This window comes from Salmonella sp. SJTUF15591 (assembly GCF_043356435.1).
GTDB classification, from domain to species: domain Bacteria; phylum Pseudomonadota; class Gammaproteobacteria; order Enterobacterales; family Enterobacteriaceae; genus Salmonella; species Salmonella enterica.
This window is the reverse complement of the sequence record NZ_JBEUJO010000010.1, coordinates 1-25,088: the sequence shown is the minus strand read 5'-3', so window position 1 is coordinate 25,088 and position 25,088 is coordinate 1. Positions and strand designations below refer to the sequence as shown.

Annotated in this window: 25 protein-coding genes, 1 tRNA gene and 1 pseudogene; 13 read left to right on the top strand and 14 right to left on the bottom strand. The window is 55.7% G+C overall.

Annotated elements, in window-relative coordinates:
- The first annotated feature begins 87 nt into the window (after positions 1–87).
- The 5 genes from ABVM99_RS19850 to yejF all read left to right on the top strand — a co-directional run bounded on the left by ABVM99_RS19850 (position 88) and on the right by yejF (position 7,276).
- Positions 88–1,644 (top strand): cyclic di-GMP phosphodiesterase, encoded by a 1,557-nt coding sequence (locus ABVM99_RS19850; RefSeq protein ID WP_000957763.1) that lies wholly within the window; start codon positions 88–90, stop codon positions 1,642–1,644.
- 106 nt (positions 1,645–1,750) lie between these two features.
- Positions 1,751–3,556 carry an extracellular solute-binding protein gene (locus tag ABVM99_RS19845; protein WP_023195423.1) on the top strand — a complete coding sequence of 602 codons (1,806 nt, stop codon included), beginning with the start codon at positions 1,751–1,753 and terminating at the stop codon, positions 3,554–3,556.
- 9 nt (positions 3,557–3,565) lie between these two features.
- Positions 3,566–4,660 carry a microcin C ABC transporter permease YejB gene (locus tag ABVM99_RS19840; protein ID WP_000501623.1) on the top strand — a complete coding sequence of 365 codons (1,095 nt, stop codon included), beginning with the start codon at positions 3,566–3,568 and terminating at the stop codon, positions 4,658–4,660.
- Positions 4,660–5,685 carry an ABC transporter permease gene (locus tag ABVM99_RS19835; RefSeq protein ID WP_001137761.1) on the top strand — a complete coding sequence of 342 codons (1,026 nt, stop codon included), beginning with the start codon at positions 4,660–4,662 and terminating at the stop codon, positions 5,683–5,685. Before ABVM99_RS19840 ends, ABVM99_RS19835 begins: the two co-directional genes overlap by 1 nt.
- A 1-nt stretch (position 5,686) precedes the next feature.
- On the top strand, positions 5,687–7,276 hold the full coding sequence (gene yejF, locus ABVM99_RS19830) for a microcin C ABC transporter ATP-binding protein YejF (protein WP_023195424.1): 1,590 nt from the start codon (positions 5,687–5,689) through the stop codon (positions 7,274–7,276).
- A 3-nt stretch (positions 7,277–7,279) separates the two neighbouring features.
- Here yejF and ABVM99_RS19825 read toward each other — a convergent pair whose 3' ends face one another.
- The 3 genes from ABVM99_RS19825 to rsuA all read right to left on the bottom strand — a co-directional run bounded on the left by ABVM99_RS19825 (position 7,280) and on the right by rsuA (position 9,928).
- Positions 7,280–7,624 (bottom strand): YejG family protein, encoded by a 345-nt coding sequence (locus tag ABVM99_RS19825; protein WP_001094639.1) that lies wholly within the window; start codon positions 7,622–7,624, stop codon positions 7,280–7,282.
- Between the two features lie 390 nt (positions 7,625–8,014).
- Positions 8,015–9,205 (bottom strand): Bcr/CflA family multidrug efflux MFS transporter, encoded by a 1,191-nt coding sequence (locus ABVM99_RS19820; protein WP_000213349.1) that lies wholly within the window; start codon positions 9,203–9,205, stop codon positions 8,015–8,017.
- A gap of 27 nt (positions 9,206–9,232) precedes the next feature.
- Positions 9,233–9,928, bottom strand: a complete 696-nt coding sequence (gene rsuA, locus ABVM99_RS19815; protein WP_001234836.1) for a 16S rRNA pseudouridine(516) synthase RsuA — start codon at positions 9,926–9,928, stop codon at positions 9,233–9,235.
- Between the two features lie 151 nt (positions 9,929–10,079).
- Here rsuA and ABVM99_RS19810 point away from each other — a divergent pair, with 151 nt between their 5' ends.
- Together ABVM99_RS19810 and rplY are read left to right on the top strand one after the other, a co-directional pair.
- Positions 10,080–11,840 carry a DEAD/DEAH box helicase gene (locus tag ABVM99_RS19810; protein ID WP_023195425.1) on the top strand — a complete coding sequence of 587 codons (1,761 nt, stop codon included), beginning with the start codon at positions 10,080–10,082 and terminating at the stop codon, positions 11,838–11,840.
- A gap of 124 nt (positions 11,841–11,964) precedes the next feature.
- A complete protein-coding gene (rplY, locus tag ABVM99_RS19805) occupies positions 11,965–12,249 on the top strand; it encodes a 50S ribosomal protein L25 (protein ID WP_000494192.1) in 285 nt (94 codons plus the stop codon).
- A 108-nt stretch (positions 12,250–12,357) separates the two neighbouring features.
- Here the strand turns inward: rplY and ABVM99_RS19800 are convergent, their stop codons facing one another.
- Together ABVM99_RS19800 and yejK are read right to left on the bottom strand one after the other, a co-directional pair.
- Positions 12,358–12,978: a hypothetical protein gene (locus ABVM99_RS19800; protein ID WP_000033429.1), complete on the bottom strand. Its 621-nt coding sequence runs from the start codon at positions 12,976–12,978 to the stop codon at positions 12,358–12,360.
- 27 nt (positions 12,979–13,005) lie between these two features.
- Positions 13,006–14,013: a nucleoid-associated protein YejK gene (gene yejK, locus ABVM99_RS19795; RefSeq protein WP_000050806.1), complete on the bottom strand. Its 1,008-nt coding sequence runs from the start codon at positions 14,011–14,013 to the stop codon at positions 13,006–13,008.
- 179 nt (positions 14,014–14,192) lie between these two features.
- On the opposite strand from yejK, the gene ABVM99_RS19790 reads away from it, so the two are divergent.
- The 5 genes and pseudogenes from ABVM99_RS19790 to ABVM99_RS19770 all read left to right on the top strand — a co-directional run bounded on the left by ABVM99_RS19790 (position 14,193) and on the right by ABVM99_RS19770 (position 16,607).
- Entirely contained in the window at positions 14,193–14,420 is a 228-nt protein-coding gene (locus tag ABVM99_RS19790; RefSeq protein ID WP_001135904.1) for a YejL family protein, read from the top strand.
- A gap of 31 nt (positions 14,421–14,451) precedes the next feature.
- Positions 14,452–16,212 carry an LPS biosynthesis-modulating metalloenzyme YejM gene (gene yejM / locus ABVM99_RS19785; protein ID WP_000256155.1) on the top strand — a complete coding sequence of 587 codons (1,761 nt, stop codon included), beginning with the start codon at positions 14,452–14,454 and terminating at the stop codon, positions 16,210–16,212.
- A gap of 73 nt (positions 16,213–16,285) precedes the next feature.
- Positions 16,286–16,362 (top strand) — tRNA-Pro (locus tag ABVM99_RS19780).
- Positions 16,318–16,410 (top strand): annotated as a pseudogene (locus tag ABVM99_RS19775) (hypothetical protein); the annotation flags it as partial. The gene ABVM99_RS19780 and the pseudogene ABVM99_RS19775, both read left to right, overlap by 45 nt.
- Entirely contained in the window at positions 16,404–16,607 is a 204-nt protein-coding gene (locus tag ABVM99_RS19770; protein ID WP_023195426.1) for a DinI-like family protein, read from the top strand. The pseudogene ABVM99_RS19775 and the gene ABVM99_RS19770, both read left to right, overlap by 7 nt.
- Before the next feature lie 192 nt (positions 16,608–16,799).
- Here ABVM99_RS19770 and pagL read toward each other — a convergent pair whose 3' ends face one another.
- On the bottom strand, positions 16,800–17,363 hold the full coding sequence (gene pagL / locus ABVM99_RS19765; protein ID WP_077684044.1) for a lipid A 3-O-deacylase PagL: 564 nt from the start codon (positions 17,361–17,363) through the stop codon (positions 16,800–16,802).
- A gap of 818 nt (positions 17,364–18,181) precedes the next feature.
- On the opposite strand from pagL, the gene narP reads away from it, so the two are divergent.
- Complete coding sequence (gene narP, locus ABVM99_RS19760; protein WP_001115500.1) at positions 18,182–18,829, top strand: nitrate/nitrite response regulator protein NarP; 648 nt, start codon at positions 18,182–18,184, stop codon at positions 18,827–18,829.
- Between the two features lie 43 nt (positions 18,830–18,872).
- Here narP and ABVM99_RS19755 read toward each other — a convergent pair whose 3' ends face one another.
- The 8 genes from ABVM99_RS19755 to ccmA all read right to left on the bottom strand — a co-directional run.
- A complete protein-coding gene (locus ABVM99_RS19755) occupies positions 18,873–19,916 on the bottom strand; it encodes a cytochrome c-type biogenesis protein CcmH (protein WP_079810445.1) in 1,044 nt (347 codons plus the stop codon).
- A complete protein-coding gene (dsbE, locus tag ABVM99_RS19750; RefSeq protein WP_000828299.1) occupies positions 19,913–20,470 on the bottom strand; it encodes a thiol:disulfide interchange protein DsbE in 558 nt (185 codons plus the stop codon). The genes ABVM99_RS19755 and dsbE overlap by 4 nt, the downstream gene beginning before the upstream one ends.
- A complete protein-coding gene (locus ABVM99_RS19745; RefSeq protein ID WP_023194940.1) occupies positions 20,467–22,398 on the bottom strand; it encodes a heme lyase CcmF/NrfE family subunit in 1,932 nt (643 codons plus the stop codon). The genes dsbE and ABVM99_RS19745 overlap by 4 nt, the downstream gene beginning before the upstream one ends.
- Entirely contained in the window at positions 22,395–22,874 is a 480-nt protein-coding gene (gene ccmE, locus ABVM99_RS19740; RefSeq protein ID WP_023194941.1) for a cytochrome c maturation protein CcmE, read from the bottom strand. Before ccmE ends, ABVM99_RS19745 begins: the two co-directional genes overlap by 4 nt.
- Positions 22,871–23,083 carry a heme exporter protein CcmD gene (gene ccmD, locus ABVM99_RS19735; RefSeq protein ID WP_000074110.1) on the bottom strand — a complete coding sequence of 71 codons (213 nt, stop codon included), beginning with the start codon at positions 23,081–23,083 and terminating at the stop codon, positions 22,871–22,873. Before ccmD ends, ccmE begins: the two co-directional genes overlap by 4 nt.
- Positions 23,080–23,817, bottom strand: a complete 738-nt coding sequence (locus ABVM99_RS19730) for a heme ABC transporter permease (RefSeq protein WP_000265996.1) — start codon at positions 23,815–23,817, stop codon at positions 23,080–23,082. The genes ccmD and ABVM99_RS19730 overlap by 4 nt, the downstream gene beginning before the upstream one ends.
- Positions 23,818–23,868: 51 nt before the next feature.
- Positions 23,869–24,528: a heme exporter protein CcmB gene (gene ccmB, locus ABVM99_RS19725; protein ID WP_023194942.1), complete on the bottom strand. Its 660-nt coding sequence runs from the start codon at positions 24,526–24,528 to the stop codon at positions 23,869–23,871.
- On the bottom strand, positions 24,525–25,088 hold a 564-nt coding region (gene ccmA, locus ABVM99_RS19720; protein ID WP_117341593.1), incomplete at its 5' end, for a cytochrome c biogenesis heme-transporting ATPase CcmA. The genes ccmB and ccmA, both read right to left, overlap by 4 nt.

Sequence of the window (25,088 nt, the reverse complement as noted above, 5' to 3'; positions counted from 1 at the left end):
GCATGACTATCCGGGGTAATCCAGGCTATAGTCTTATAAATCAACCAGTTTAACCGGCATCCGCCTTTTCAGGTCACACCAGGAATTATGCTTACACGCGACTCCTCTTCCGGTCGGAAAATCCTGCTTACCTGTATCATTACGGGGATGGCGGCAGCATTACTTATTGGTAGCCTGCAATTTTTCCTGTCGTGGCATAAACGGGATGTTAAATACAATACGCTCCTTTCTGATGTACAACATTACCTGGCCAGCTATTTCGCCGACCTGAAAGCCACCACCGATATTCTTCAGCCGTTGACGATCAACACCTGTCAGCAGGTTGGCGCAGAACTCACCTCAAGAGCCGCTTTTAGCCTTAATGTCCGCGCCTTCTTATTGATTAAAGATAAAAAAGTGTTCTGCTCTTCCGCCACTGGCGCCATGAATATGCCGCTTCAGCAACTGGTACCGGATATAGATATCCGCAAAGACGTTGCTATGGCGATTCTGCCCGGCACGCCAATGATGCCCAACAAACCGACAATGGTGATTTGGTATCGAAACCCATTATTAAATGACAGCGGCGTATTCACATCGCTGAATATTAACCTGACGCCCTACTTACTCTATACCACGCGCCAGGACGATTTTAACGGCATCGCGCTGATTGTCGGCAATACCGCGCTGTCGACCTTTTCTTCGCGTCTGCTGACCGTCGCGGAGCTGCCGGGCACGCCATCACGACAGGCAACTATCAACGGCCTGCCGCTTAAAATACAGCTTTATGCCGATAGCTGGACCTACAATGACTTATGGTATGCGTTGATGCTGGGCTGCATTAGCGGCATCGTAGCGGGGTTTATCTGTTACTTTATCTATGCCCTCCGGACACGACCGGGCAAAGAGATTTTAACGGCGATCAAACACGAGCAGTTTTATGTGGTTTATCAGCCCGTCGTCGATACTCGTACGCTGAGCGTCACCGGGCTTGAAGTCTTACTGCGCTGGCGTCACCCTACGGCAGGCGAGATTCCGCCGGATGCCTTTATCCACTATGCCGAAGCGCAGCAACTTATCGTACCGTTAACGCAGCATCTGTTCGAGCTGATCGCCCGCGATGCACCCACGCTACAGAAGGTGATGCCCGTCGGTGCCAAATTTGGCATTAACATCGCGCCGGAACATCTGCACAGCGACAGTTTTAAAGAGGATATGCACCGGCTCAGGGACGCCCTGCCCGCGCACCATTTTCATATCGTGCTGGAAATCACTGAACGCGATATGCTCCAGCAGTATGAAGCGGCCAAACTGTTCGAATGGCTGCATTCCGCCGGGTTTGAAATCGCTATAGATGATTTCGGTACAGGCCATAGCGCCCTGATTTATCTGGAGCGATTTACTTTAGATTATCTGAAAATCGATCGCGGCTTTATCCAGGCGATCGGCACGGAAACCGTCACGTCTCCGGTTCTGGATACCGTGCTGACGCTCTCCAGACGCCTGAATATGCTGACGGTGGCCGAGGGCGTTGAAACGCCGGAGCAGGCCCGTTGGCTACGCGATCACGGTGTTAATTACTTGCAGGGGTACTGGATTAGTCGTCCTTTACCCCTAAAAGATTTCGTGCTGTGGATGTCGGCGCCTTCCGTGCCTGAATGGTAGTCCCCTTACGGTTTTAACGGATTCACATCAGACGCAACGTCACTTATTATTCAGCGAAACGCCTGCCGGTTTGCAGCGGGCAATACGATAAGGAAACCGCCTTCAGATGATTGCGCGCGTAATGCTTCTGCTTGTCGCACTGGTTAGCGCTGGCGCCCAGGCCCAGGAAATCAAAGAAAGCTACGCTTTCGCCGTACTCGGCGAACCTAAGTATGCTTTTAACTTTGATCACTTTGATTATGTGAATCCTGCTGCGCCGAAAGGCGGTCAGATGACGCTTTCCGCCATTGGTACGTTCGATAATTTCAATCGCTATTCGCTGCGCGGCAATCCCGGCGTACGTACCGAAGCCCTTTACGATACGCTTTTTACCACCTCGGATGATGAACCCGGAAGCTATTACCCGCTGATTGCCGACCATGCCCGCTATGCCGCCGACTATTCCTGGGTGGAAATCTCGATTAATCCCCGCGCTCGTTTTCACGATGGCACGCCCATTACCGCCCGCGATGTAGCCTTTACCTTTCATAAGTTTATGACCGAAGGCGTACCGCAGTTCCGTCTGGTCTATAAAGGTACTACCGTGAAGGCGATTGCGCCTTTAACCGTGCGAATTGAGCTGGCGAAGCCTGGTAAAGAAGACATGCTTAGTCTGTTTTCACTACCGATCATGCCCGAAAAATTCTGGAAAAATCACAAACTCAGCGATCCACTTTCAACGCCGCCCTTAGCCAGCGGGCCATACCGGATTACTCAGTGGAAAATGGGCCAGTACATTGTCTATTCACGCGTCAAAAACTACTGGGCGGCTAATCTGCCGGTCAATCGTGGACGTTTTAACCTCGACACTATCCGCTACGATTACTACCTTGATGACAATGTCGCTTTCGAGGCGTTTAAAGCGGGCGCATTTGATCTACGGCTGGAAAACGACGCTAAAAACTGGGCAACGCGCTATATCGGTAAAAATTTCGATAATCATTACATCATTAAAGAAGAGCAGAAAAACGAGTCGGCGCAGGACACACGCTGGCTGGCCTTTAATATTCAGCGCCCGGTATTTAAAGACCGGCGGGTACGTGAAGCTGTCACCCTGGCCTTCGATTTTGAGTGGATGAATAAAGCGCTGTTCTATAATGTCTGGAGCCGAACCAACAGTTACTTCCAGAATACCGAGTACGCCGCCAGAAATTACCCTGACGCCGATGAGCTGGTATTACTCGCGCCGATGAAAAAAGATCTTCCTCCTGAAGTCTTCACCCAGATCTATCAGCCGCCGGTCTCTAACGGCGACGGCTACGATCGCGAAAATCTTCTTAAAGCTGACGCCTTGTTGACGCAGGCCGGATGGGTGATCAACGGACAGCAACGGGTCAATAGCGTCACCGGTAAGCCTCTGACGTTTGAACTTCTCCTTCCTGCCAGCAGTAATAGCCAGTGGGTTCTGCCCTTCCAGCATAATCTTCAGCGTCTGGGCATTACGATGACTATCCGTCAGGTTGATAATTCTCAACTCACCAACCGGATGCGTAGCCGCGACTATGACATGATGCCGAGGCTATGGCGGGCGATGCCCTGGCCCAGCTCCGATCTACAAATCTCATGGGCGTCGGAATACATTGACTCCAGTTATAACGCTCCCGGCGTACAAAGCCCGGTGGTGGATAAACTGATCGCGCAAATTATCGCAGCGCAGGGTGATAAAGCGAAACTGGTGCCGCTGGGACGGGCGCTGGATCGCGTGCTGACCTGGAACTATTACATGCTGCCGATGTGGTATATGGCGCAAGACAGGCTCGCCTGGTGGGATAAATTCTCCCATCCGGCGATTCGCCCGGTATATACCATCGGGTTAGATACCTGGTGGTATGATGTCAACAAAGCCGCCAAACTACCGGCAGCCAGGAGGTAGTAAGAATCAATGGGCGCCTATCTTATCCGCCGTCTGTTACTGGTGATCCCCACGCTATGGGCCATTATTACCATTAACTTTTTTATCGTGCAGATCGCTCCCGGCGGCCCTGTCGATCAGGCTATTGCCGCGATTGAATTTGGCCAGGGCGGCGCGTTGCCCGGCGCCAGCGGCGAAGGCGTTCGCGCCAGTCATGCGCAAACCGGCGTCGGCAATATCAGCGACAGCCATTATCGCGGCGGCCGGGGACTCGATCCGGAGGTGATCGCGGAGATCACCCATCGCTACGGCTTCGACAAACCGCTGCATGAGCGTTATTTCAAGATGCTACGGGACTATCTCTCTTTTGACTTCGGCGACAGTCTGTTTCGCAGCGCATCCGTACTAACGCTGATCAAAGATAGCCTTCCCGTCTCCATTACCCTGGGATTATGGAGCACGCTGATTATTTATCTGGTGTCTATCCCGCTGGGGATCCGCAAAGCCGTCCATAACGGCAGTCGCTTTGATGTGTGGAGCAGCGCGTTTATCATTATCGGTTATGCGATCCCCGCCTTTCTGTTCGCTATTTTATTAATCGTCTTTTTTGCCGGCGGCAGCTACTACGATATCTTTCCGCTACGTGGCCTGGTCTCCGCCAACTTTGACACATTACCGTGGTACCAAAAAATCACCGATTATTTGTGGCATATTACGCTACCGGTGTTGGCGACCGTCATCGGCGGTTTTGCTGCCCTGACGATGCTGACGAAAAATTCGTTTCTCGACGAGGTGCGTAAACAGTATGTCGTTACCGCTCGCGCTAAAGGCGTGAGTGAAAAAAACATTCTCTGGAAACATGTTTTTCGTAACGCCATGCTGCTGGTGATCGCCGGGTTTCCCGCCACTTTTATCAGTATGTTTTTCACCGGCTCGTTGCTAATTGAAGTCATGTTCTCGCTCAACGGCCTGGGGCTGCTGGGTTATGAAGCAACTGTTTCGCGCGACTATCCGGTGATGTTCGGCACGCTTTATATCTTTACCCTGATTGGCTTATTACTGAATATCCTGAGCGATATCAGCTATACGCTGGTCGATCCACGCATTGATTTTGAGGGACGATAATGCCGCGATTAAGCCCGGTCAATCAGGCCCGCTGGGCGCGTTTCCGCCATAATCGCCGGGGCTACTGGTCACTATGGATTTTCCTGGTCGTGTTCAGCCTGAGCTTATGCGCGGAACTGATTGCTAACGATAAGCCATTGCTGGTGCGCTATGAAGGCCAGTGGTATTTTCCGCTGGTAAAAAATTACAGCGAGCGCGATTTCGGCGGCCCGCTGGCGACAACGGCAGACTATCAGGACCCATGGCTACAACGGCAGCTTGAGAATCGGGGCTGGGTGTTGTGGGCCCCCGTACGCTTTGGCGCCAATACCATTAATTTTGCCACCACGCAGCCTTTCCCCTCCCCGCCTTCGGCGAAAAACTGGCTGGGCACCGATGCGAATGGCGGCGACGTTTTCGCCCGCATCCTGTACGGCACCCGCATTTCTATTTTATTCGGTCTGATGTTAACGATTTGCTCCAGCGTCATGGGCGTACTGGCGGGCGCGCTACAGGGCTATTATGGCGGCAAAGTCGATTTATGGGGGCAACGTCTCATTGAAGTCTGGTCGGGAATGCCGACCCTGTTTCTGATTATTTTACTTTCCAGCGTAGTGCAGCCTAACTTCTGGTGGTTGCTGGCCATAACCGTACTGTTTGGCTGGATGAGTCTGGTGGGCGTGGTGCGCGCCGAGTTTTTACGGACCCGCAATTTTGACTATATCCGCGCCGCGCAGGCGCTTGGCGTCAGCGATCGTGACATTATCCTGCGCCATATGTTGCCTAATGCGATGGTCGCTACCCTGACATTTTTACCGTTCATTTTATGTAGCTCCATCACCACTCTGACGTCGCTGGATTTTCTGGGATTTGGTCTGCCGCTTGGCTCCCCTTCTCTCGGCGAACTTCTTTTACAGGGGAAAAACAACTTACAGGCTCCCTGGCTGGGGATCGCCGCCTTTCTGTCTGTCGCCATTCTGCTATCGCTGCTGATTTTTATCGGCGAAGCGGTACGCGACGCCTTTGATCCTGCTAAGGCGGTATAAGATGACATCTCCATTGCTTGCGATTGAAAATTTATCGGTAGGTTTCCGTCAGCAACAGCACGTGCGCCCTGTCGTTAACGCCATTTCGTTACAGGTGAACGCCGGGGAAACGCTGGCGCTGGTCGGCGAGTCCGGGTCAGGAAAAAGTGTGACGGCGCTTTCCATTCTGCGTCTTTTGCCTACCCCTCCCGCCGTCTACCTCTCCGGCGATATTCGCTTTCACGGCGAATCATTGCTTCATGCCAGCGAGCAGACGCTACGCGGCGTGCGCGGCAATAAAATCGCCATGATTTTTCAGGAACCGATGGTTTCACTTAACCCGCTGCATACGCTGGAAAAACAGCTCTATGAAGTGCTGTCGCTCCATCGGGGAATGCGTCGGGAGGCGGCAAGGGCGGAGATGATCGGTTGTCTGGATCGGGTCGGTATCCGCCAGGCGAGCCAGCGTCTGCGCGATTATCCGCATCAGCTTTCCGGCGGCGAACGCCAGCGCGTCATGATAGCCATGGCGCTGTTAACACGGCCGGAATTACTGATCGCCGATGAGCCGACCACCGCCCTCGACGTCTCCGTACAGGCGCAGATTTTATCTCTACTGCGGGAACTCCAGCGCGAGCTCAATATGGGATTGCTGTTTATCACTCATAACCTCAGCATTGTAAAAAAACTGGCGGATTCGGTGGCGGTAATGCAACACGGCAAGTGCGTAGAGAACCAACGCGCCGACACGCTGCTCTCCGCGCCGACCCATCCGTACACGCAAAAACTACTCAACAGCGAACCCACAGGCGATCCGGTTCCGCTCCCCGCCAGGCAGACGCCGTTGCTGGAAGTGGACAGGCTGCGCGTCGCCTTCCCGATCCGCAAAGGCATTCTGAAGCGCGTCGTGGATCATAATGTGGTGGTTAACAATATCAGTTTCACCCTGCATCCAGGTGAAACGCTGGGTCTGGTCGGCGAGTCAGGATCGGGAAAAAGCACCACCGGTCTGGCGCTGTTACGGCTTATCCGCTCCGAAGGCCGCATCGTGTTTGACGGTCAATCGCTGGATACGTTAAACCGCCGCCAGCTTTTACCTGTTCGCCACCGTATCCAGGTCGTATTCCAGGACCCGAACTCATCGCTAAACCCGCGTTTAAACGTGTTGCAAATTATCGAAGAAGGCCTGCGCGTCCACCAGCCTACGCTTTCAGGCGCGCAGCGCGAACAGCAGGTGAAAGCGGTCATGATGGAAGTCGGCCTGGACCCGGAAACGCGGCATCGTTACCCCGCTGAGTTTTCCGGCGGCCAGCGTCAACGTATCGCCGTCGCCAGGGCGCTGATTTTAAAACCGTCGCTTATTATTCTGGATGAACCGACCTCATCGCTGGATAAAACCGTTCAGGCGCAGATTCTTGCCCTCCTGAAATCGCTCCAGCAAAAGCACCGTCTGGCCTATATCTTCATTAGCCACGATCTGCATGTAGTACGCGCGCTGTGCCATCAGGTTATCGTGCTGCGACAGGGGGAGGTGGTTGAACAGGGGCAATGCGAGCGCGTGTTTACCGCACCGCAACAGGCCTATACGCGTCAGCTACTCGCGTTAAGCTGACGCCTAAAAAGGATTATTGTTAGAAAAAGGTTCCGCTATCGCCACGCCGAAATTTTTCAGCCGACAGGTAGCGGCAAACTCATCCTGACGATTAACGAACAGGCACGGTTCCCCTTCGCACTCCAGCACGGAGCAAGGAACTTCAATATCGCTTAGCGCCTGGCTGAGCTTATGCATCACTGACCACGCGCTATCGCCTGCCGGACTCAACAGTTTAAGCGCCACCAGACTATTCTCGGTGCTCTGCCCGTTTTGCGGAATCGGTTCAACCTTTGACCCCGCAAAACCCGCCGACCAGCGATAGTTTTGCGGCAGACGGTGAACAATTGAGAGCTGTAATGTATTCACTTTCTTTCCCCGGAAGCACAATTACTTCACAATTTACTTACATTTATATTAACACATCATTGACAACCCGTCCTTAAACAGATTGCTAACGCCCTTCTCTCCGTCAGTGGCTCTACAGCAAGCGGGAGTTAAAATAGTTTTACCGACGCGGAGATAGCGGCGGGCTATATGTACCCGTTTCTGCGATCTAACTCAACCTTTTTAACTACAATGATGTGACTTTTTACATAAATGGATTTTACATAAAATAAACATAAAGGAGGAAAATGATGAATTGGTAATTGATATACATCAACTATGAAAGCCGTTTGGCTTTGCCATCGTGTAGCGGATAGCGTCCCCCAACGCCGCCTGCGCATTCTTCGGCGCCATTGAGGGACAGCGCGCCCGTCACCGTTTTTTGGGACGGCTGGCGTAGAGATAAAACAGAATGGAACAGGCGGCGCAAAGCGCAATCGACCAGATCATCGGCCACGCACTGGTAAAGGTAGCCAGCGACAGCAACGCGCCGACGATAGCGCCAATACCAAAGCGGAAAGTGCCCGCCAACGAAGACGCCGTTCCGGCCATATGCGGAAACTCATCCAAAATGACCGCCATCGCATTGGACGAAACCATCGACACACAGCCGACAAACGCCGCAACGCCGACCACCAGCGCCCAGAATCCAATGCCCATCAGCGCGCTGAAAACCATCCACACCGCCATCGCAAACTGAATCCATAGCCCGGCCCGAAACATGTTTAGCGCCCCTACCCGTCTGACAAAACGGCTGTTGATAATCGTCATCACAAACAGAAATACGATGTTCAACGCGAAGTAGTAGCCGAAATCCTGCGGCGGAACATGATTAATTTCGATATAAACAAACGGCCCCGCGCTCAAAAAAGAGAACATACCGGCAAAACTAAACCCGCTCGCCAGCATATAGCTCAGTACGCGTTTGTGGCGAAACAACGCGGCAAAGTTACCTATTGTGGTACGAATATGAAAAGGCTGACGCCGCTCAACGGGCAGCGTCTCTTTAATCAGAGCAAAGATCATGACTGACGCCAGAATCGCCGCAATGGCCAGTATCCAGAAGATATAGTGCCAGCTTAACCATACCAACACCCAGCCGCCGACAATGGGCGCCATTAACGGCGCTATCGTAGTGACCAGCATGACAAATGACATCATGCGCGAAAACTCTTCCTTTGGATAAATATCCCGCATCAGCGCATTGATGACGACGCTTGCCGCCGCGGCCGCCAAACCGTGAAAGAAACGCATCACGATCAGTTGATCGATAGTCTGCGCCAACGCACAGGCGACCGCCGCAGCAGCAAATACCAGCGTCCCGCCCAGGATGACCGGCTTACGCCCGAGGCTATCCGCCATCGGTCCATAGATAAGCTGCCCCAGCGCAAACCCCAGAATATAGGTGCTGAGCGTCATCTGCGCGCTACCGGCAGGCACGCCGAATTGCGCAGAAATCACCGGCAGCGCTGGAAGATACATATCAATCGACAGCGGCATTAACATGGCCAACAGGCCAAGGATAAAGACAATGGCAAAGGAAGAGTGCTGCCGGGTGGTCACATCGAACTCCTGAATTTAACGAGATAGTTAGCCGACGCTGGCGATTTCTTCTTCAGTCAACGGGCGGTACTCGCCGGGAGCCAGATTCTCATCCAGCGTAATGGCGCCAATCCGTTCGCGGTGCAGTTCCACAACGCGATTGCCTACTGCGGCAAACATCCGCTTCACCTGATGATAACGGCCTTCGCTGATGGTCAGACGGACCTGCACAGGCGTTATCACCTCCAGCGTAGCGGGTTTAGTGAGATCTTTTTCATTATGCAACTGCACGCCTTTCGCAAATTGCGCTGCCGTATCGTCGGCCACCGGCGACTCCAGGGTCACCAGATAGGTTTTTTCACAGTGATGGCGCGGCGACGTAATGCGGTGCGACCACTGACCGTCATCTGTCATTAACACCAGACCGGTAGTATCGATATCCAGACGTCCTGCGGCATGCAGCTTATACGCCACCGGCTCATCCAGGAAATACAGTACCGTTGGATGATCGGGATCATCGGTTGAACAAACGTATCCCTGCGGCTTGTTAAGCATAAAATAGCGTGGCCCGTGTTGCTGCGCTAAGGGATTGCCGTCATACGCAACCGCATGTTCCGGGAGCAGTTTGAAGGCCGCATTTTTAATGATGTCGCCATCGACGGTAACGCGGTTACCACGAATTTCACGCCCGGCAATAGCGCGGCTGACGCCAAGCTGCTGAGCGATAAATTTATCAAGTCGCATGTGTGTGATTTAGCCTGTAATAATACGGAAATCGGGCATTCTACCCGAAAAAAGGGAATTGCTATCCGCTCAGTATAGCGGGCTAACTATATCCCTCAAGGGAAATGATTCATGGCATACTATTCCCGGAACCGTTTAACGTAGTGAGACCATGATTTTTACACTCCGCCCCTACCAGCAAGAAGCCGTAGACGCCACGCTCAGCCACTTTCGCCGCCACCGTACGCCCGCCGTGATTGTTCTGCCGACCGGCGCAGGTAAAAGCCTGGTGATCGCCGAACTGGCGCGCGTCGCCCGCGGACGGGTACTGGTGCTGGCGCATGTGAAAGAGCTGGTCGCGCAGAACCACGCCAAATATTGCGCGCTGGGGCTGGAAGCGGATATTTTCGCCGCCGGACTCAAACGTAAAGAGAGTCAGGGCAAAGTCGTGTTCGGCAGCGTACAGTCGGTGGCGCGTAATCTTGACGCCTTCCAGGAGGAGTTTTCGCTGTTGATTGTCGATGAATGCCACCGCATCGGTGACGATGAAGACAGTCAGTATCAGCAAATCCTCACTTACCTGAGTAAAGTTAATCCTCACTTACGTCTGCTTGGACTCACCGCCACGCCTTTCCGCCTCGGAAAAGGCTGGATTTATCAATTTCATTATCACGGTATGGTGCGCGGCAACGACAACGCTCTGTTTCGCGACTGTATTTATGAACTGCCGCTGCGCTATATGATTAAACACGGCTATCTGACGCCGCCTGAGCGGCTTGATATGCCAGTGGTCCAATACGATTTCAGCCGCCTGCAGGCCCAAAGCAATGGGCTGTTCAGCGAAACCGACCTGAACCGCGAGCTGAAAAAGCAGCAGCGGATTACGCCGCACATCATCAGCCAGATTATGGAATTTGCGCAAACGCGCAAAGGCGTGATGATTTTCGCCGCCACGGTCGAACATGCGAAAGAGATTGTCGGTCTGCTTCCGGCGGACGACGCGGCGCTGATTACCGGCGATACGCCAGGGCCCGAGCGCGACGCGCTGATTGATAATTTCAAGGCGCAGCGTTTTCGCTATCTGGTTAACGTCTCGGTGCTGACCACCGGCTTTGACGCCCCACACGTTGATCTCATCGCGATTCTACGTCCCACCGAGTCAGTTAGTCTTTACCAACAAATTGTCGGGCGTGGTCTGCGCCTTGCGCCGGGAAAGACCGATTGCCTGATTCTTGATTACGCTGGCAACCCGCACGACCTGTATGCCCCGGAGGTCGGTAGCCCGAAGGGAAAAAGCGATAACGTCCCTGTCCAGGTATTTTGCCCGGCCTGCGGCTTTGCCAACACCTTCTGGGGGAAAACCACTGCCGACGGCACGCTGATTGAACACTTTGGCCGTCGCTGCCAGGGCTGGTTTGACGATGATGACGGCCATCGCGAGCAGTGCGATTTTCGCTTTCGCTTCAAAAACTGCCCGCAGTGTAATGCCGAAAACGATATTGCCGCCCGACGCTGCCGGGAATGTGACGCCATTCTGGTCGACCCGGACGATATGTTAAAAGCGGCGCTCAGGCTCAAGGATGCGTTAGTCCTGCGCTGTAGCGGAATGACGATGCAGCATGGGCAGGATGAGAAAGGCGAATGGCTGAAAATCACTTACTATGACGAGGACGGCGCGGATGTCAGTGAGCGCTTCCGCTTGTACACGCCCGCCCAGCGTACCGCTTTCGAACAGCTATTTATTCGCCCGCATACGCGCACGCCCGGCGTTCCTTTACGCTGGATCACGGCGGCGGATATTGTCGCGCAGCAGGCGCTGTTGCGGCATCCCGATTTTGTGGTCGCGCGGATGAAAGGCCAGTACTGGCAGGTGCGTGAAAAAGTGTTCGACTATGAAGGCCGCTTCCGCCGGGCGCACGAATTACGTGGTTAATTGTACTTTTCATTGATGTAACGGCGATTTGAGTATAGAATCCCGCCCGCCTTTGCATACGCAAAGCAGATCACTTACCTGTTGCTGGGTCGCCTGTAGCAGGAATTATTAAAGAGAGATTTAAATGTTTACTATCAACGCAGAAGTACGTAAAGAGCAGGGTAAGGGTGCGAGCCGCCGCCTGCGCGCCGCTAACAAGTTCCCGGCAATCATCTACGGCGGTTCTGAAGCCCCGATTGCTATCGAACTGGACCACGACCAGGTGATGAACATGCAAGCTAAAGCTGAATTCTACAGCGAAGTTCTGACCCTCGTTGTTGACGGTAAAGAAGTAAAAGTTAAAGCTCAGGCTGTACAGCGTCACGCTTACAAACCGAAGCTGACTCACATCGACTTCGTTCGCGCGTAATCGCCTGGAAGTTGAAGAAAAACCCCGCCCCGGCGGGGTTTTTTTATGCGTTTAATTGAATTTGACGACATGCAGAGCAACGAGAACCCACTTTGCTTTTCTGCTTTCTTACACCTCGCCACATTCAATTAGCGCCTCCCCTAATCGAGGATCTGTAGTTTCCGCCGCGGTATTCATACCTTTAAGCCGATTGAATAATGCCCGTTGACGAACGCTGGCACTTTCCGGTTTCCATGGCAAAATTCGTATTGGTATAGTTTGCCCGTCATTCAACGCATCAAATACCTTTTCATTGGTCAGTAAGTCGCCGCAGCTCCATGTCTTGCTATCAAACTGAAAATCAAATAAGACATGGAGCTCCAGTTCATCTACACGCACTTGACGCTTTGCATTATCGATGCGTATTTCCACCTTCTCTTTATGCGTCAAAGTTGCATCAAGATTGAGTCCATACCGTTTCAACTGCCCCTTGTCGTAATAGTAACGTATGCTGGACCAGGTTGATTTAAAAGCAAATCCAGTAATGAATAAACCACTTAACAAGAACAGTGGGCATATGAACAAGCTCAGTAACCAGTTGGCACCATAAGTATAAAACAGTACCAACGAGAGAACGGTGAACACCATGCCGAGCACCAACATCATCAAAAATGCGACAATGTGCGCATACAAAACCTGCCGAAATAAACTGAAATTAACAGGCGGCTTCTGTCGTATTCCTTTACTCACTACGGCGTCCTTTTATGTCGTATGCCTTTATTTCCCGCCCGACGTGCGTCGCTGCAACTGGTCGCGCAGATTCGGCGGCGTCCCTTTGATAGTCAGGGTATCGGTCGCCGGGTCCCAGAAAATCCGCTCGCCCAGCAGCATCGCATCAAAGTTAATCGTTAACCCGCCGCCGCTGCCGGCATATTTGGTTAGCTGGCGCAGCGTACTGCGATCCGCCGGAAAGCTCTCTTCCAGCTCATAGCCTTTTTCGGCGGTAAATTCGCTGAAGCTGACTTCACTGACGCCGGAAAGCTCTTTAGATAGGGACTCCAGCTCAATCTCTTCCCCGGCTTGTAATTGCTCGTTGCAGTAGCTGTACACCTGCTGGCGCACGTTCTGACGTTCTGCTTTATCCAACTGCGCTTCTGCGGTGAAATCATCCACTGCCTGCAACAGGCCGCGATTCTGCGCTTTGGCGTTCAACCCTTCGCTGGCGCCGAGGAAATCCATAAAGAAGTCAGCGACCTTGCGCCCTACCCGACCTTTCAGGAACGTCAGATAGCGGGTCGATTGCGGATTAGTTTCCCACTCGGTAAGATCGATACGCGCCACGATATCCGCATGGTTGATATCAAGATAATGCGTCGGGTTAATGTCCAGATTTTCATTGACCCGCATACTGCTCAGGTTGTTCAGTACCGTAACCAGCAGATACTCCACCGCCAGGTAACGATAATGGCAGAACAATACAATGCCGCCGTCCGCAAAGGGATATTTCGCCAGTTCGTCACGCAGGCGTCCGGTCGCCGCCCGGCTAAAGGCAAGAAAATCTTCTTCCCCCTGACGTTGCAACCGCAGCGCTTGCGCCAGTTCACTCTCTTCATTAAACAGGCCATACGCCTTATTCTTGGCGCTATAGACCCGATGCAGTTCAGCCACCATCTCGACAACGGTGGTTGTCGGCTCCAGCAATGAATCGCGCAAGACCAGCTCAAGATTTTGCTCATCGCGCTTGATAAGCTGGTGCAGGGCAATCTGGTTGATATCCAGACTCATGATAAACTCTCCTTTAAGACCGGGCGGTATTCAACCACCGCCTGCCGGAAGACGCAAGCAATCGCCCTGTCATTTCAGGCGTTATCCGTAACGCGAATGATTTAGGGGATAAAAATGCAGAAAAAAAACTGTTGCTACGGTAATATGTTGCCCTTTCATGAACAAACAGATTTTGATTTATGCCACAACTCTCCCGCTATAGTGATGAACATGTTGAACAACTGCTGAGCGAACTGCTCAGTGTACTGGAAAAACATAAGGCGCCGACCGATCTTTCCCTGATGGTGCTGGGAAATATGGTCACCAACCTTATCAACACCAGCGTTGCGCCGGCTCAACGCCAGGCGATTGCGAACTCTTTTGCCCGCGCCTTGCAGTCTTCGATTAGCGAAGACAACGCGCACTAAAAAGCCGACTCCGGAGAAACAAGCGACAGGTATGGTAACTCATCGTCAGCGCTACCGTGAAAAAGTCTCCCAGATGGTTAGCTGGGGGCACTGGTTCGCTCTGTTCAATATACTGTTGGCTACGTTGCTCGGCAGCCGTTACCTGTTTGTCGCCGACTGGCCGACAACGCTTGCGGGTCGCATATACTCCTACCTGAGCATTGTCGGGCACTTTAGCTTTCTGGTGTTCGCCACCTATTTGCTTATTCTTTTTCCGCTCACGTTTATCGTGATGTCCCAGCGGCTGATGCGGTTTTTATCAGCCATTCTGGCGACCGCGGGTATGACGTTGTTGCTTATCGACAGCGAAGTCTTTACCCGTTTTCACCTGCATCTTAATCCCATTGTCTGGGAGCTGGTCATCAACCCTGACCAGAACGAAATGGCGCGCGACTGGCAGCTTATGTTTATTAGCGTGCCGGTTATCTTATTGATTGAGATGCTATTTGCGACATGGAGTTGGCAAAAGCTGCGCAGTCTCACGCGCCGTCGCCATTTCGCAAGGCCGCTTGCGGCATTCTTTTTCGTCTCCTTTATCGCATCGCATCTTATCTACATCTGGGCAGACGCTAATTTTTACCGGCCGATTACCATGCAGCGGGCAAACCTGCCGCTCTCTTATCCGATGACGGCGCGACGTTTTCTTGAAAAACACGGTCTGCTGGATGCGCAGGAATATCAGCGCCGTCTGGTAGAGCAAGGCAATCCGGAAGCGGTCTCCGTACAGTACCCGCTCAGCAATTTGCACTATCGCGATATGGGCACCGGTCAGAATGTGCTGCTCATTACCGTAGACGGCCTGAACTATTCTCGCTTTGAGAAGCAGATGCCGGAGCTGGCTACATTTGCCGAGCAAAACATCGACTTCACCCGTCATATGAGTTCAGGGAATACCACTGATAACGGTATTTTCGGCCTGTTCTATGGCATATCGCCAGGCTATATGGATGGCGTGTTATCCACCAGAACCCCTGCGGCGCTCATTACCGCGTTGAATCAGCAAGGCTACCAACTGGGACTGTTTTCTTCGGATGGCTTCGCCAGCCCGCTTTACCGTCAGGCATTACTGTCCGATTTCTCGATGCCGACAGCGCAGACGCAGTCTGATGCGCAAACGGCCAGCCAGTGGATAGACTGGCTTGGACGCTACGCACAGGAAGATAACCGCTGGTTCTCATGGGTATCGTTTAACGGTACTAACATTGATGACAGTAATCAGAAGAATTTTGTTAAGCGTTACGCCAGCGCCGCAAGCGACGTGGATGCGCAAATCAATCGGGTTCTGAACGCGCTGCGAGAGGCCGGTAAATTCGACAATACCGTCGTGATCATTACCGCAGGACGCGGAATACCGTTGACGCCGGAAGAAAATCGCTTCGACTGGTCGCAAGGTCATCTGCAAGTACCGCTGGTGATCCACTGGCCGGGGACGCCTGCGCAGCGTATTAATGTGCTTACCGATCATACCGATGTGATGACCACGTTGATGCAACGCCTGTTACATGTCAGCACGCCAGCGAACGAATATTCACAGGGCCAGGACATCTTTACCGTTCCACGTCGTCATAACTGGGTAACGGCGGCAGACGGCAGTACGCTGGCAATCACGACGCCGCAAATGACCCTGGTGCTCAATAATAACGGTCATTATCAGACCTATGACTTACACGGCGAGAAGATCAAAGATCAGAAGCCGCAGCTCAGTCTGCTGCTGCAAGTGCTAACAGAAGAGAAACGTTTTATCGCTAACTGATTAATTATAAATCAGTTAGCACCGTTTCCCCTTGCATTCGCGTTGGAAAGAGGTAGTATTAGCACCCACAAGTCGGCACGTAGCGCAGCCTGGTAGCGCACCGTCATGGGGTGTCGGGGGTCGGAGGTTCAAATCCTCTCGTGCCGACCAAAATTCCCCTTAAAAACCAGCCTCTCAGGGCTGGTTTTTTTATGCCTACAATTAAAAAGTTAGCTGATGCCAGAGACGTTATTTTGCATGAACTGATTTTGCATAAACTGATCGGACACCTTTCCCGTGCAGTGGTCAACGTAAAGTCAATGCAGGCAAATAACGTAAACCATGTTTGCACTAAAACAGAAAAAGCGCATCTACACCCTATGCTGGAAGAAATGTTTGCAGTGGCAGGTAAATGAGTAAGCAATCTGTCGCAGCAATAATAAAACGTTCTGGTAAGGTAAACGGCCTACCACTTCTTTGTCACTAACAATTAGCCTCCCTGTCGCCATAGGGCCGATAACGATCGGCTAGTCACCGTACGTTTTTGTAGACAACGTACGGTAATGAATTACTCCTTCAGCCAGCAACTCGCTAATTGTTATTCAACTTCAGAAATTATAACTAATTGAAGCACCTACAAAATTATGCCCTGAATTTTTATCCGTGAGTGATCCATTCGAGAAATGCCGGATATAAGCTTCTGTAGAAAAAGCCCCAAAGTTCCAGCCAAGAAACGCTTTTTCTCCAAAGGTAAATGCAGAATTGACACGCATATCATCTCGCGACTTAGATTTTATATAAGCCCCCAGACCAATACCGGTATAGATACCAGCGAAATGAACCAGCGCCACATCCTTCGAGATACCCAATACGCCCTGGTTATATTTATTGCAGGGAACGCTGCCAGAATGTTTACTGCAATCATCGCTACCCTTAGCCTTAAATCCTCCTAACTCCAGATTATTTCTTGCCTGTAAAAAGAAAAAATCGCTGGGTTCACTGTATGTCAGAAATGCCGTATATAAGTGCTCAACCCCTCCTCTCCTTATACTTTCTCCCCCAGCAAAAGAGATCTGATGCTTGTTGCCCTTGCCAAAAAAAACATTATCATTAGCAGAACATGCGAATGCGCAAAGTAATAATATATATATAAATATTCTCTTCATATACACTCCACCACCATTTCAATGTCAATAGTTATTTTTAACCGGCTAACATATTTAAAATTTTCTACCCCACGCTTACGCTCACAGAAACGGCTGATATAGCATCCAGTATTAATATTATTTTCATAATTACTCCAACCAGCATTTTTGATGCAAACAGGCTGGACATGGACTGTGTGCAGAAATCAAAACATACTCACTACGCTCTCCCCTTGAGTCGCCCCAACGGGTGCTCAAAACGCCGCGAGTGTTGTTCAGGCACATCCAGGATAAGTTATAAGTGAATGACTCTCATTCCTGACCACATTTTCATTTATGATAAGAATATCGTCAGAATCTCTTTATCGCATAAAAATACCTCTGCTATTGACTTAATATTTAATTTAACAGATGTCGCGGTTTATTCGTTCTGCTCAGATGTATTTCATTGACATTAATAAAACCATAAATAAATTCAATTAAAATAATTTGTTAATAATGAAAAGCTTTAGACGCTATGACTTTTAATAAGGAGTTTCCTGCCAGTAAAGATAGTCTGGACTTACGGGGGCAAGGGCGCAGCTACATATGCCACACTTCTGTTATGTCACATTGTCCGAAAAAAGCGTCCAGACCAGTATTCAACCTCAGGGAGTATTCTGTTTTCTCTCACAACGGGTTGTTTTATCCTTTCTATCGTTCAGCTAATGACTCGCCTGTCACAGGTTTTACTACTTACCCATGCACTAATTAGGGTAAAATTTACGCGCTTGACAATGTGGCAAATCTGGACGATTTCCGCGCTGAAAACAATAATCATTCTAATAAAACTCAGGAGATATAGCATGCCTGAAGTAACACCTTTTCAGGTGCTTATTGTGGACGACCATCCACTTATGCGGCGAGGTATTCGTCAATTACTGGAACTGGACCCGGCTTTTTATGTCGTTGCCGAAGCGGGTGACGGGGCGAGTGCGATCGATCTGGCGAATCGCATTGAGCCCGATCTGATCCTGCTGGATCTGAATATGAAAGGTCTGAGCGGGTTAGATACCCTGAACGCGCTACGCCGGGATGGTGTGACGGCGCAAATTATTATTCTTACCGTCTCGGATTCCGCCAGCGACATCTACGCGCTGATCGACGCCGGCGCCGACGGTTATCTGCTCAAAGATAGCGATCCGGAAGTGCTGCTGGAGGCCATTCGCAAAGGCGCTAACGGCGGTAAAGTCTTTAGCGATCGGGTCAATGAATATCTGCGTGAGCGCGAACGGTTTGGCGCGCAGGAAGATCCCTTTAGTATCCTGACCGAACGAGAGTTAGATGTCTTGCATGAGCTGGCGCAGGGGCTTTCTAACAAACAGATTGCGTCAGTACTGAATATTTCTGAGCAGACGGTTAAGGTGCACATTCGTAATCTACTTCGCAAACTAAACGTGCGCTCGCGCGTCGCGGCGACCATTCTATTTTTACAAACACGCGGAATGCAGTAACAAGCCAGGCCCGGTGGCGCCACGCCACCGGGCCGTCAGGGTCTTATTTCTCCTGCGCCAGCCGGATACTGCGCTCTATCACCGCCCGCCTGGCGTCACCCGCCGGCAGCAGCTTCAGCATCATCTCCCAGGCCGCCACCGCCTCGCCAAAGCGCTGCTGCTCAAAGGCGCTGAACGCATACAGGCTTAACACCCGGATATCCGTGTGGTCGCGGCTCACCAGCCGGCGCAGCAGCTCCCCGCCACGGCGGTTATCCTCCGGGTCGGACGAGCGCGTCAGCGCCTCCGCGTAGCCCAGCGCCGCATCGCGGTTTTTCGGGTCCAGCCGGTACGCGTTCGCATAGGCCCCGGTGGCGGTACCGGCATTACCCAGTACCATGCCAATGCGCCCCAGCATGAGCCAGCCCTCAACATTGCCGGCATCATTCTGCAGGCGGGTGCGCAGCCCCAGCGCCAGCCGCGCCATCTCCTCCTCATTCAGCGGCTGCGCCTGCGGGTCCAGCGCCCGCGCCAGCAGCCCGGGCGTCTGCGCCGTCGCCTGCTGCCAGGCCCTCACCTGCGGATAGCTGCCGGTCAGGGCGTAGCTGCCGGCGCCGACCGCCAGCGCAATGACGGCCCCCGGCACGTAAACGCCCCACCCGGCGCGCGCGCCGCAAACCGGGGTGTCCGCCGGCAGCGGCTCCCGGCGCAGGCGCACCCGCCGGCGCGTGCGGGCGACGATTATCCACCCGCCCGCCACGATGGCGGCCAGCGGCAGCACCCACAGCAGCACCGTCAGCGGGGTCAGCGGCGGGTCGTAGGTGACAAAGTTGCCGTAGCGCGCCACCATATAATCGATGATTTCCTGGCGGCTCTTCCCCTCCTGCATCAGGTCATACACCCTGCGGCGCATGTCGGTGGCTATCATCGCGTTCGAGTCCGCAATGCTGTTGTTCTGGCATTTCGGGCAGCGCAGCTGCTCCGTGAGCTGGCGGAACTGCTGCTCCTGCGCTTCATCTTTAAACGGCATCACGTCGGTGGTCGCCCGCGCTGACCCGGCGATAACCAGCGCCAGCATCAGCATCACCATGCCCGGTAACAGTCTCATTGCGCCGCCTCCCGGCTGTATCTGTCCCACAGCGGTTTCAGTTCACTTTCCCATACCCGGGCATTCAAATCGCCCGCATGGCGGTAGCGGATAATCCCCCTGCCGTCGATGAGGAAGGTTTCCGGCGCGCCGTACACGCCCAGGTCCAGCCCCAGCATCCCGTCGCTGTCCGATAAACTCAGCGCATACGGGTTACCCAGTTCTTTTAACCAGGCCACCGCCTTCGCCCGGTCATCCTTATAGTTCAGCCCGACCACCCGGATACCCTGCGCGGCCAGCCGGTTCAGGTACTGATGCTCGGCGCGGCAGGTCGGGCACCAGGTGGCCCAGACGTTAAGCAGCACCGGTTTCCCCTGCGTCAGCACCTCCGCCTGGTAGTACTGACCCGGCGTCTCCAGCGATTCCAGGCGGAACGCCGGCACCGGCTTTCCGGTCAGTGCCGATTCGAGATTCGTCGGGTCATCCCCCTGCGCGTTGCGCGCCAGCTGCCACAGCAGCGCCGCGGCAATCAGCAGAAAAATCAGCAGCGGTAATAACAGTACGTTGCGTTTCATCCGGCCTCCGGCAATGGTTTACGGCGGCGGTAGCGCGGGTCCGCCAGGCACAGCAGCCCGCCCAGCGCCATCAGCAGCCCCCCGGCCCATATCCAGCGGACAAACGGTTTGTAGTACAGGCGCACGGCCCACGCGCCGTTGTCCAGCTCCTCCCCGAGCGCGGCGTACAGGTCGCGGGTCAGCCCGCCGTCAATCGCCGCCTCGGTCATCACCATCCGGCTGGTGTTGTAGAGCCGTTTCTCCGCGTGCAGCACCGCCTCCGGCTCGCCGTGGCGCGTCACCCCGATGAGGGCCACCCCGCCGCGGTAGTTGGGGCCGGTGATGTCCCGCACCTCCCGGAAGGTGAAGCGGTAGTCGTGAATGGTCACGCTGTCGCCCGCCCGCATCCGCACGTCACGCTCCACGCTGTAATTCTGGCTGAAGGCGATGCCGGTAATCGTCACCGCCAGCCCGAGGTGCGCCGCCACCATTCCCCAGTAGCTGAGAGAGGTTTTCGTGCCGCGGGACACGCGCTGTACGGCTTCGGCCACCGCCAGCACCGCAATCCAGCAGGCCATCGCCATCCCCACCGCCGTCATGGCGATGATTTTATCTTCCAGCAGCCATGGCAAAAGTACCGACAGCACCAGGGTGGAGACCAGGGCGGTGAGCAGCAGTTTCCTGATGTTACGCGGCCGGTCCCGGCCCCAGCGCACCAGCGGCCCCACCCCCAGCAGCAGGGCAAAGGGGACCATCAGCCAGGTGAACATGGTGTTAAAGAACGGCTCCCCCACCGAAATGCTGCCCAGCCCCAGCTGTTTGTGCACCAGCGGCAGCAGGGTGCCCAGCAGCACCACCAGCATGGCGGCCATCAGCAGGACGTTGTTGCCGAGCAGCAGCGACTCGCGCGACCACAGCGTGTTGTTCACCCGCGAACGCACCCTGTGCCCGCGCACGGCGAACAGCAGCAGCGAGCCGCCGGTGACCAGCACCATAAAGGCGAGGATAAACATTCCGCGCGCCGGGTCGGAGGCGAAGGCGTGCACCGACACCAGCACCCCGGAGCGCACCAGGAAGGTGCCCAGCAGGCACAGCGAGAAGGCGCAGATGGACAGCAGCAGCGTCCACGCCTTAAAGCCGGCGCGCTGTTCCGTGACCGCCAGCGAGTGCAGCAGGGCGGTACCCGCCAGCCACGGCATAAAGGAGGCGTTCTCCACCGGGTCCCAGAACCACCAGCCGCCCCAGCCCAGCTCGTAGTAGGCCCACGCCGAGCCGAGCACGATGCCCAGCGTCAGGAACACCCACGCCGCCAGCGTCCACGGGCGGGCAAAACGGGTGAACGCGCTGTCCAGACGCCCGCTCAGCAGCGCGGCGATGGCGAAGGCGAAGGCCACCGAGAAGCCGACATAGCCCATGTACAGCAGCGGCGGGTGGAAAATCAGCCCCGGGTCCTGCAGCAGCGGGTTCAGGTCGCGCCCCTCCACCGGAAAGGCCGGCAGCGTGCGGGCGAACGGGCCGGAGGTGAACAGGATGAACGCCAGAAAACCGGCGCAGACCATCCCCATCACCGCCAGCACCCGGGCGACGATATCCGCCGGCACCCGCCGGCTGAACACCGCCACCGCCAGGGTCCAGCCGCTCATCAGCAGCACCCACAGCAGCAGCGAGCCCTCGTGCGCTCCCCAGGTGGCGGCCACCCGGTACCACACCGGCAGCTGCGTGTTCGAGTTGCCGGCGACATAGGCCACGGTGAAGTCGTTAACCACAAAGGCGTGCACCAGCACGAAAAACGCGCCCGCCACGCAGATGAACAGCAGCCAGGCGAACACCCCGGCCGACGCCATCATCCGCGCGTCGCCGCGCGCCACGCCCCACAGCGGGTAAACGGACAGCAGCAGCGCCACGCCGAGCGCCAGGCACAGCAGTGCGTGGCCGTATTCAGGCATCATGATGAGGTGTCCTTATCAGCGCGTTGCGGGCGGCGGTGGTTTTCCTGCATCGCCTTTTCCACTTCCGGCGGGGTGTAGTTCTCGTCATGCTTGGCCAGCACCTCGTGCGCCAGAACGTGGTTGCCCTTCTCCAGGGTGCCCTGCACCACCACCCCCTGCCCCTCGCGGAACAGGTCCGGCAGTATCCCCTCATAGCTCACCGTCACCGACCCTTCGGCGTCGTAGAGGCTGAAGTTCACCTTCAGCGAGTCCGGGTCGCGCCTGACGCTGCCGGGCATCACCATCCCGCCGACGCGCAGGCGCTGGCCCACCGCCGGCAGCTGCTGCGTCTCGCGCTTGCCGTAGAGGATTTCGCCGGGGGTATAGAACAGGTCGATATTCGCGCGCAGCGCGTACAGGACCAGGGCGGTGGTCAGCCCCAGGCCCGCCAGCACCGCGCAGACCACCCGTAACCGGTTTTTACGTCGCAGGTTCACGCGGCCTCCTGTTGCGCCTGTGCGGCACGCATCCGCGCCTCGCGCGCCCGCTGCTGCGCCACGCCGCGCAGAATGGCCCGGCGCTGCAGCACCGTGTGCAGCGCCAGCAGCGCCAGCGGCGCCACGGTCATCGCCACCGCCAGCCAGACAAAAAAGGCGTACCCGCCCATGGCGAAAAAATCGCTCCACGATGAAAATGCCGGACTCACCGGTGCCCCCTTTTCAGTATCAGTTCGCTCACCCACGGGCGGCGTTTTTCCATCAGTAAAATCAGGTTGCGCATCCGCATCAGCGCCAGCGTCATAAAGAGCAGCAGGTAGCCGGCGATGGCCCAGCGCAGCGGCGAGCGCATCGCCGGGTCGATGCTCTGCTGCATCCGCGTCGAGCCCTGGTGCAGGGTGTTCCACCACTCGACGGAATAGTGGATAACCGGCAGGTTCACCACGCCGACCAGCACCAGAATGCCCGCCGCGCGCCCGGCCATTTTACGGTCGTCAAAGGCGTGCCACAGGGCGATGACCCCGGCGTAGAGAAACAGCAGCACCAGCTCCGAGGTCAGGCGCGCGTCCCACACCCACCAGGTGCCCCACATCGGTTTGCCCCACGCCGCGCCGGTGACCAGCGCGATGAAGGTGTACACCGCCCCCACCGGCGCCATCGCCGCGACGGCAAGGCTGGCCATTTTCATCTGCCAGACCAGCCCGGTAAACGCCGCCACCGCCATCGCCGCATAGATACCCATTGACCAGATGGCCGCCGGGACATGCAGGTACATAATGCGGTAGCCCTCCCCCTGCTGGTAGTCCGCCGGGGCGAAACCAAAGCCCCGGACCCAGCCGGTGGCCAGCGCGATGATGCCGGCCGCCGCCAGCCACGGCACGAGCCTGCCGCAAATCTGATACAGCCGGGGCGGCGCCGCCAGCTGATGAAGGGTTTTCCACATAGTCGTCACCTGACCTCCTGAAACCAGTAAAATGTCCGTCGTGCCGGGGCGCTACTGCGTACTGATGCGCAGCGCCGCCGCGGTGGCGAACGGGCTTAACGTCGCGCTGCCCGCCAGCAGCGCCCCCAGCACCGCCAGATAGCCGTCAGCGGGTAAATGCATCGATGCCGCGTCCATCGCCGCAGCGGCGAAAATCAGCACCGGAACACTCAGCGGCAGCACCAGAATGCCCAGCAGGACGCCGCCGCGCCGCAGGCCGGCCGTCAGCGCAACGCCCGGCGCGGCGAGAAACCCCAGCGCCGGCGTGCCGAGCAGCAGCGTCAGCGCCATGATTTTCCAGCCGTACACGTCCATCCCCAGCAGCAGCGCCACCAGCGGGGAGAGCATCATCAGCGGCAGGCCGGTCACCGCCCAGTGGGCCAGCACCTTCGCCAGCACCACCGCCGGCAGCGGCACCGGCAGCAGCATCAGCTGCTCCAGGCTGCCGTCCTGCAGGTCGTCGCGAAACAGCCGCTCCAGCGCCAGCAGCGAGGCCAGCAGCGCCGCCACCTGGATGATGCCCGGCGCGATACGCGCCAGCAGCTGCGGCTGCGGCCCGACGCTTAACGGAAACAGGGTGATGACCATCAGGAAGAACCACAGCGGGCCGGCGATGTCCGCGCCGTGGCGGAACGCCACGCGCAGCTCGAGACAGAAGACACGCCACATCACAGCCCGGCCCCCCCGCCGGTCAGCGCCAGGCGGCGGACGGTGTCCGCGGTCCCCGGCAGCGGCTGGTGGGTGGTGAGAATGACCATCCCGCCCTGCGCCGTGTGTGCCGCCATCCGCCGGGTGAGGCGCGCCACGCCGTTAACGTCAATGGCGGTGAACGGCTCGTCGAGCACCCACAGCGCGGCGCGGGTCAGCCACAGGCGGGCCAGCGCCACCCGGCGCTGCTGCCCGGCCGAGAGCCGGGCGACCGGCACGTCCTCAAATCCCGCCAGCCCGGCCTGCGCCAGCGCCTCCGGGAGGCGCGCGCCGTCACCGGGGTGGAAGAAGTGCAGGTTCTCCCGCGCCGTCAGGCGGGATTTAATCCCCGGCTGGTGCCCTATCCACAGCAGACTGCGATGGAAGCTGTCGCGCACGCGGCGCAGGGGCTCGCCCTGCCAGTACACCTCCCCGCCGTCCGGGCGCGCCAGCCCGGTCAGCAGGCGCAGCAGGGTGGTTTTTCCGGCGCCGTTGCCGCCGGTGACCTGCACCCACTCCCCGGCCTCCACGGTGAACGACAGCCC

Bases quoted from the DNA above. Each gene is read 5' to 3' on its own strand.
- ABVM99_RS19845 (WP_023195423.1), top strand. From the start codon at position 1,751: ATGATTGCGCGCGTAATGCTTCTGCTTGTCGCACTGGTTAGCGCTGGC.
- ABVM99_RS19835 (WP_001137761.1), top strand. From the start codon at position 4,660: ATGCCGCGATTAAGCCCGGTCAATCAGGCCCGCTGGGCGCGTTTCCGC.
- ABVM99_RS19745 (WP_023194940.1), bottom strand. From the start codon at position 22,398: ATGATGCCTGAATACGGCCACGCACTGCTGTGCCTGGCGCTCGGCGTG.
- ABVM99_RS19850 (WP_000957763.1), top strand. From the start codon at position 88: ATGCTTACACGCGACTCCTCTTCCGGTCGGAAAATCCTGCTTACCTGT.
- ABVM99_RS19810 (WP_023195425.1), top strand. From the start codon at position 10,080: ATGATTTTTACACTCCGCCCCTACCAGCAAGAAGCCGTAGACGCCACG.
- ABVM99_RS19730 (WP_000265996.1), bottom strand. From the start codon at position 23,817: ATGTGGAAAACCCTTCATCAGCTGGCGGCGCCGCCCCGGCTGTATCAG.
- dsbE (WP_000828299.1), bottom strand. From the start codon at position 20,470: ATGAAACGCAACGTACTGTTATTACCGCTGCTGATTTTTCTGCTGATT.
- ABVM99_RS19840 (WP_000501623.1), top strand. From the start codon at position 3,566: ATGGGCGCCTATCTTATCCGCCGTCTGTTACTGGTGATCCCCACGCTA.
- rplY (WP_000494192.1), top strand. From the start codon at position 11,965: ATGTTTACTATCAACGCAGAAGTACGTAAAGAGCAGGGTAAGGGTGCG.
- yejF (WP_023195424.1), top strand. From the start codon at position 5,687: ATGACATCTCCATTGCTTGCGATTGAAAATTTATCGGTAGGTTTCCGT.
- yejK (WP_000050806.1), bottom strand. From the start codon at position 14,013: ATGAGTCTGGATATCAACCAGATTGCCCTGCACCAGCTTATCAAGCGC.
- yejM (WP_000256155.1), top strand. From the start codon at position 14,452: ATGGTAACTCATCGTCAGCGCTACCGTGAAAAAGTCTCCCAGATGGTT.
- ABVM99_RS19790 (WP_001135904.1), top strand. From the start codon at position 14,193: ATGCCACAACTCTCCCGCTATAGTGATGAACATGTTGAACAACTGCTG.
- narP (WP_001115500.1), top strand. From the start codon at position 18,182: ATGCCTGAAGTAACACCTTTTCAGGTGCTTATTGTGGACGACCATCCA.
- ABVM99_RS19755 (WP_079810445.1), bottom strand. From the start codon at position 19,916: ATGAGACTGTTACCGGGCATGGTGATGCTGATGCTGGCGCTGGTTATC.
- ABVM99_RS19770 (WP_023195426.1), top strand. From the start codon at position 16,404: ATGCCTACAATTAAAAAGTTAGCTGATGCCAGAGACGTTATTTTGCAT.
- rsuA (WP_001234836.1), bottom strand. From the start codon at position 9,928: ATGCGACTTGATAAATTTATCGCTCAGCAGCTTGGCGTCAGCCGCGCT.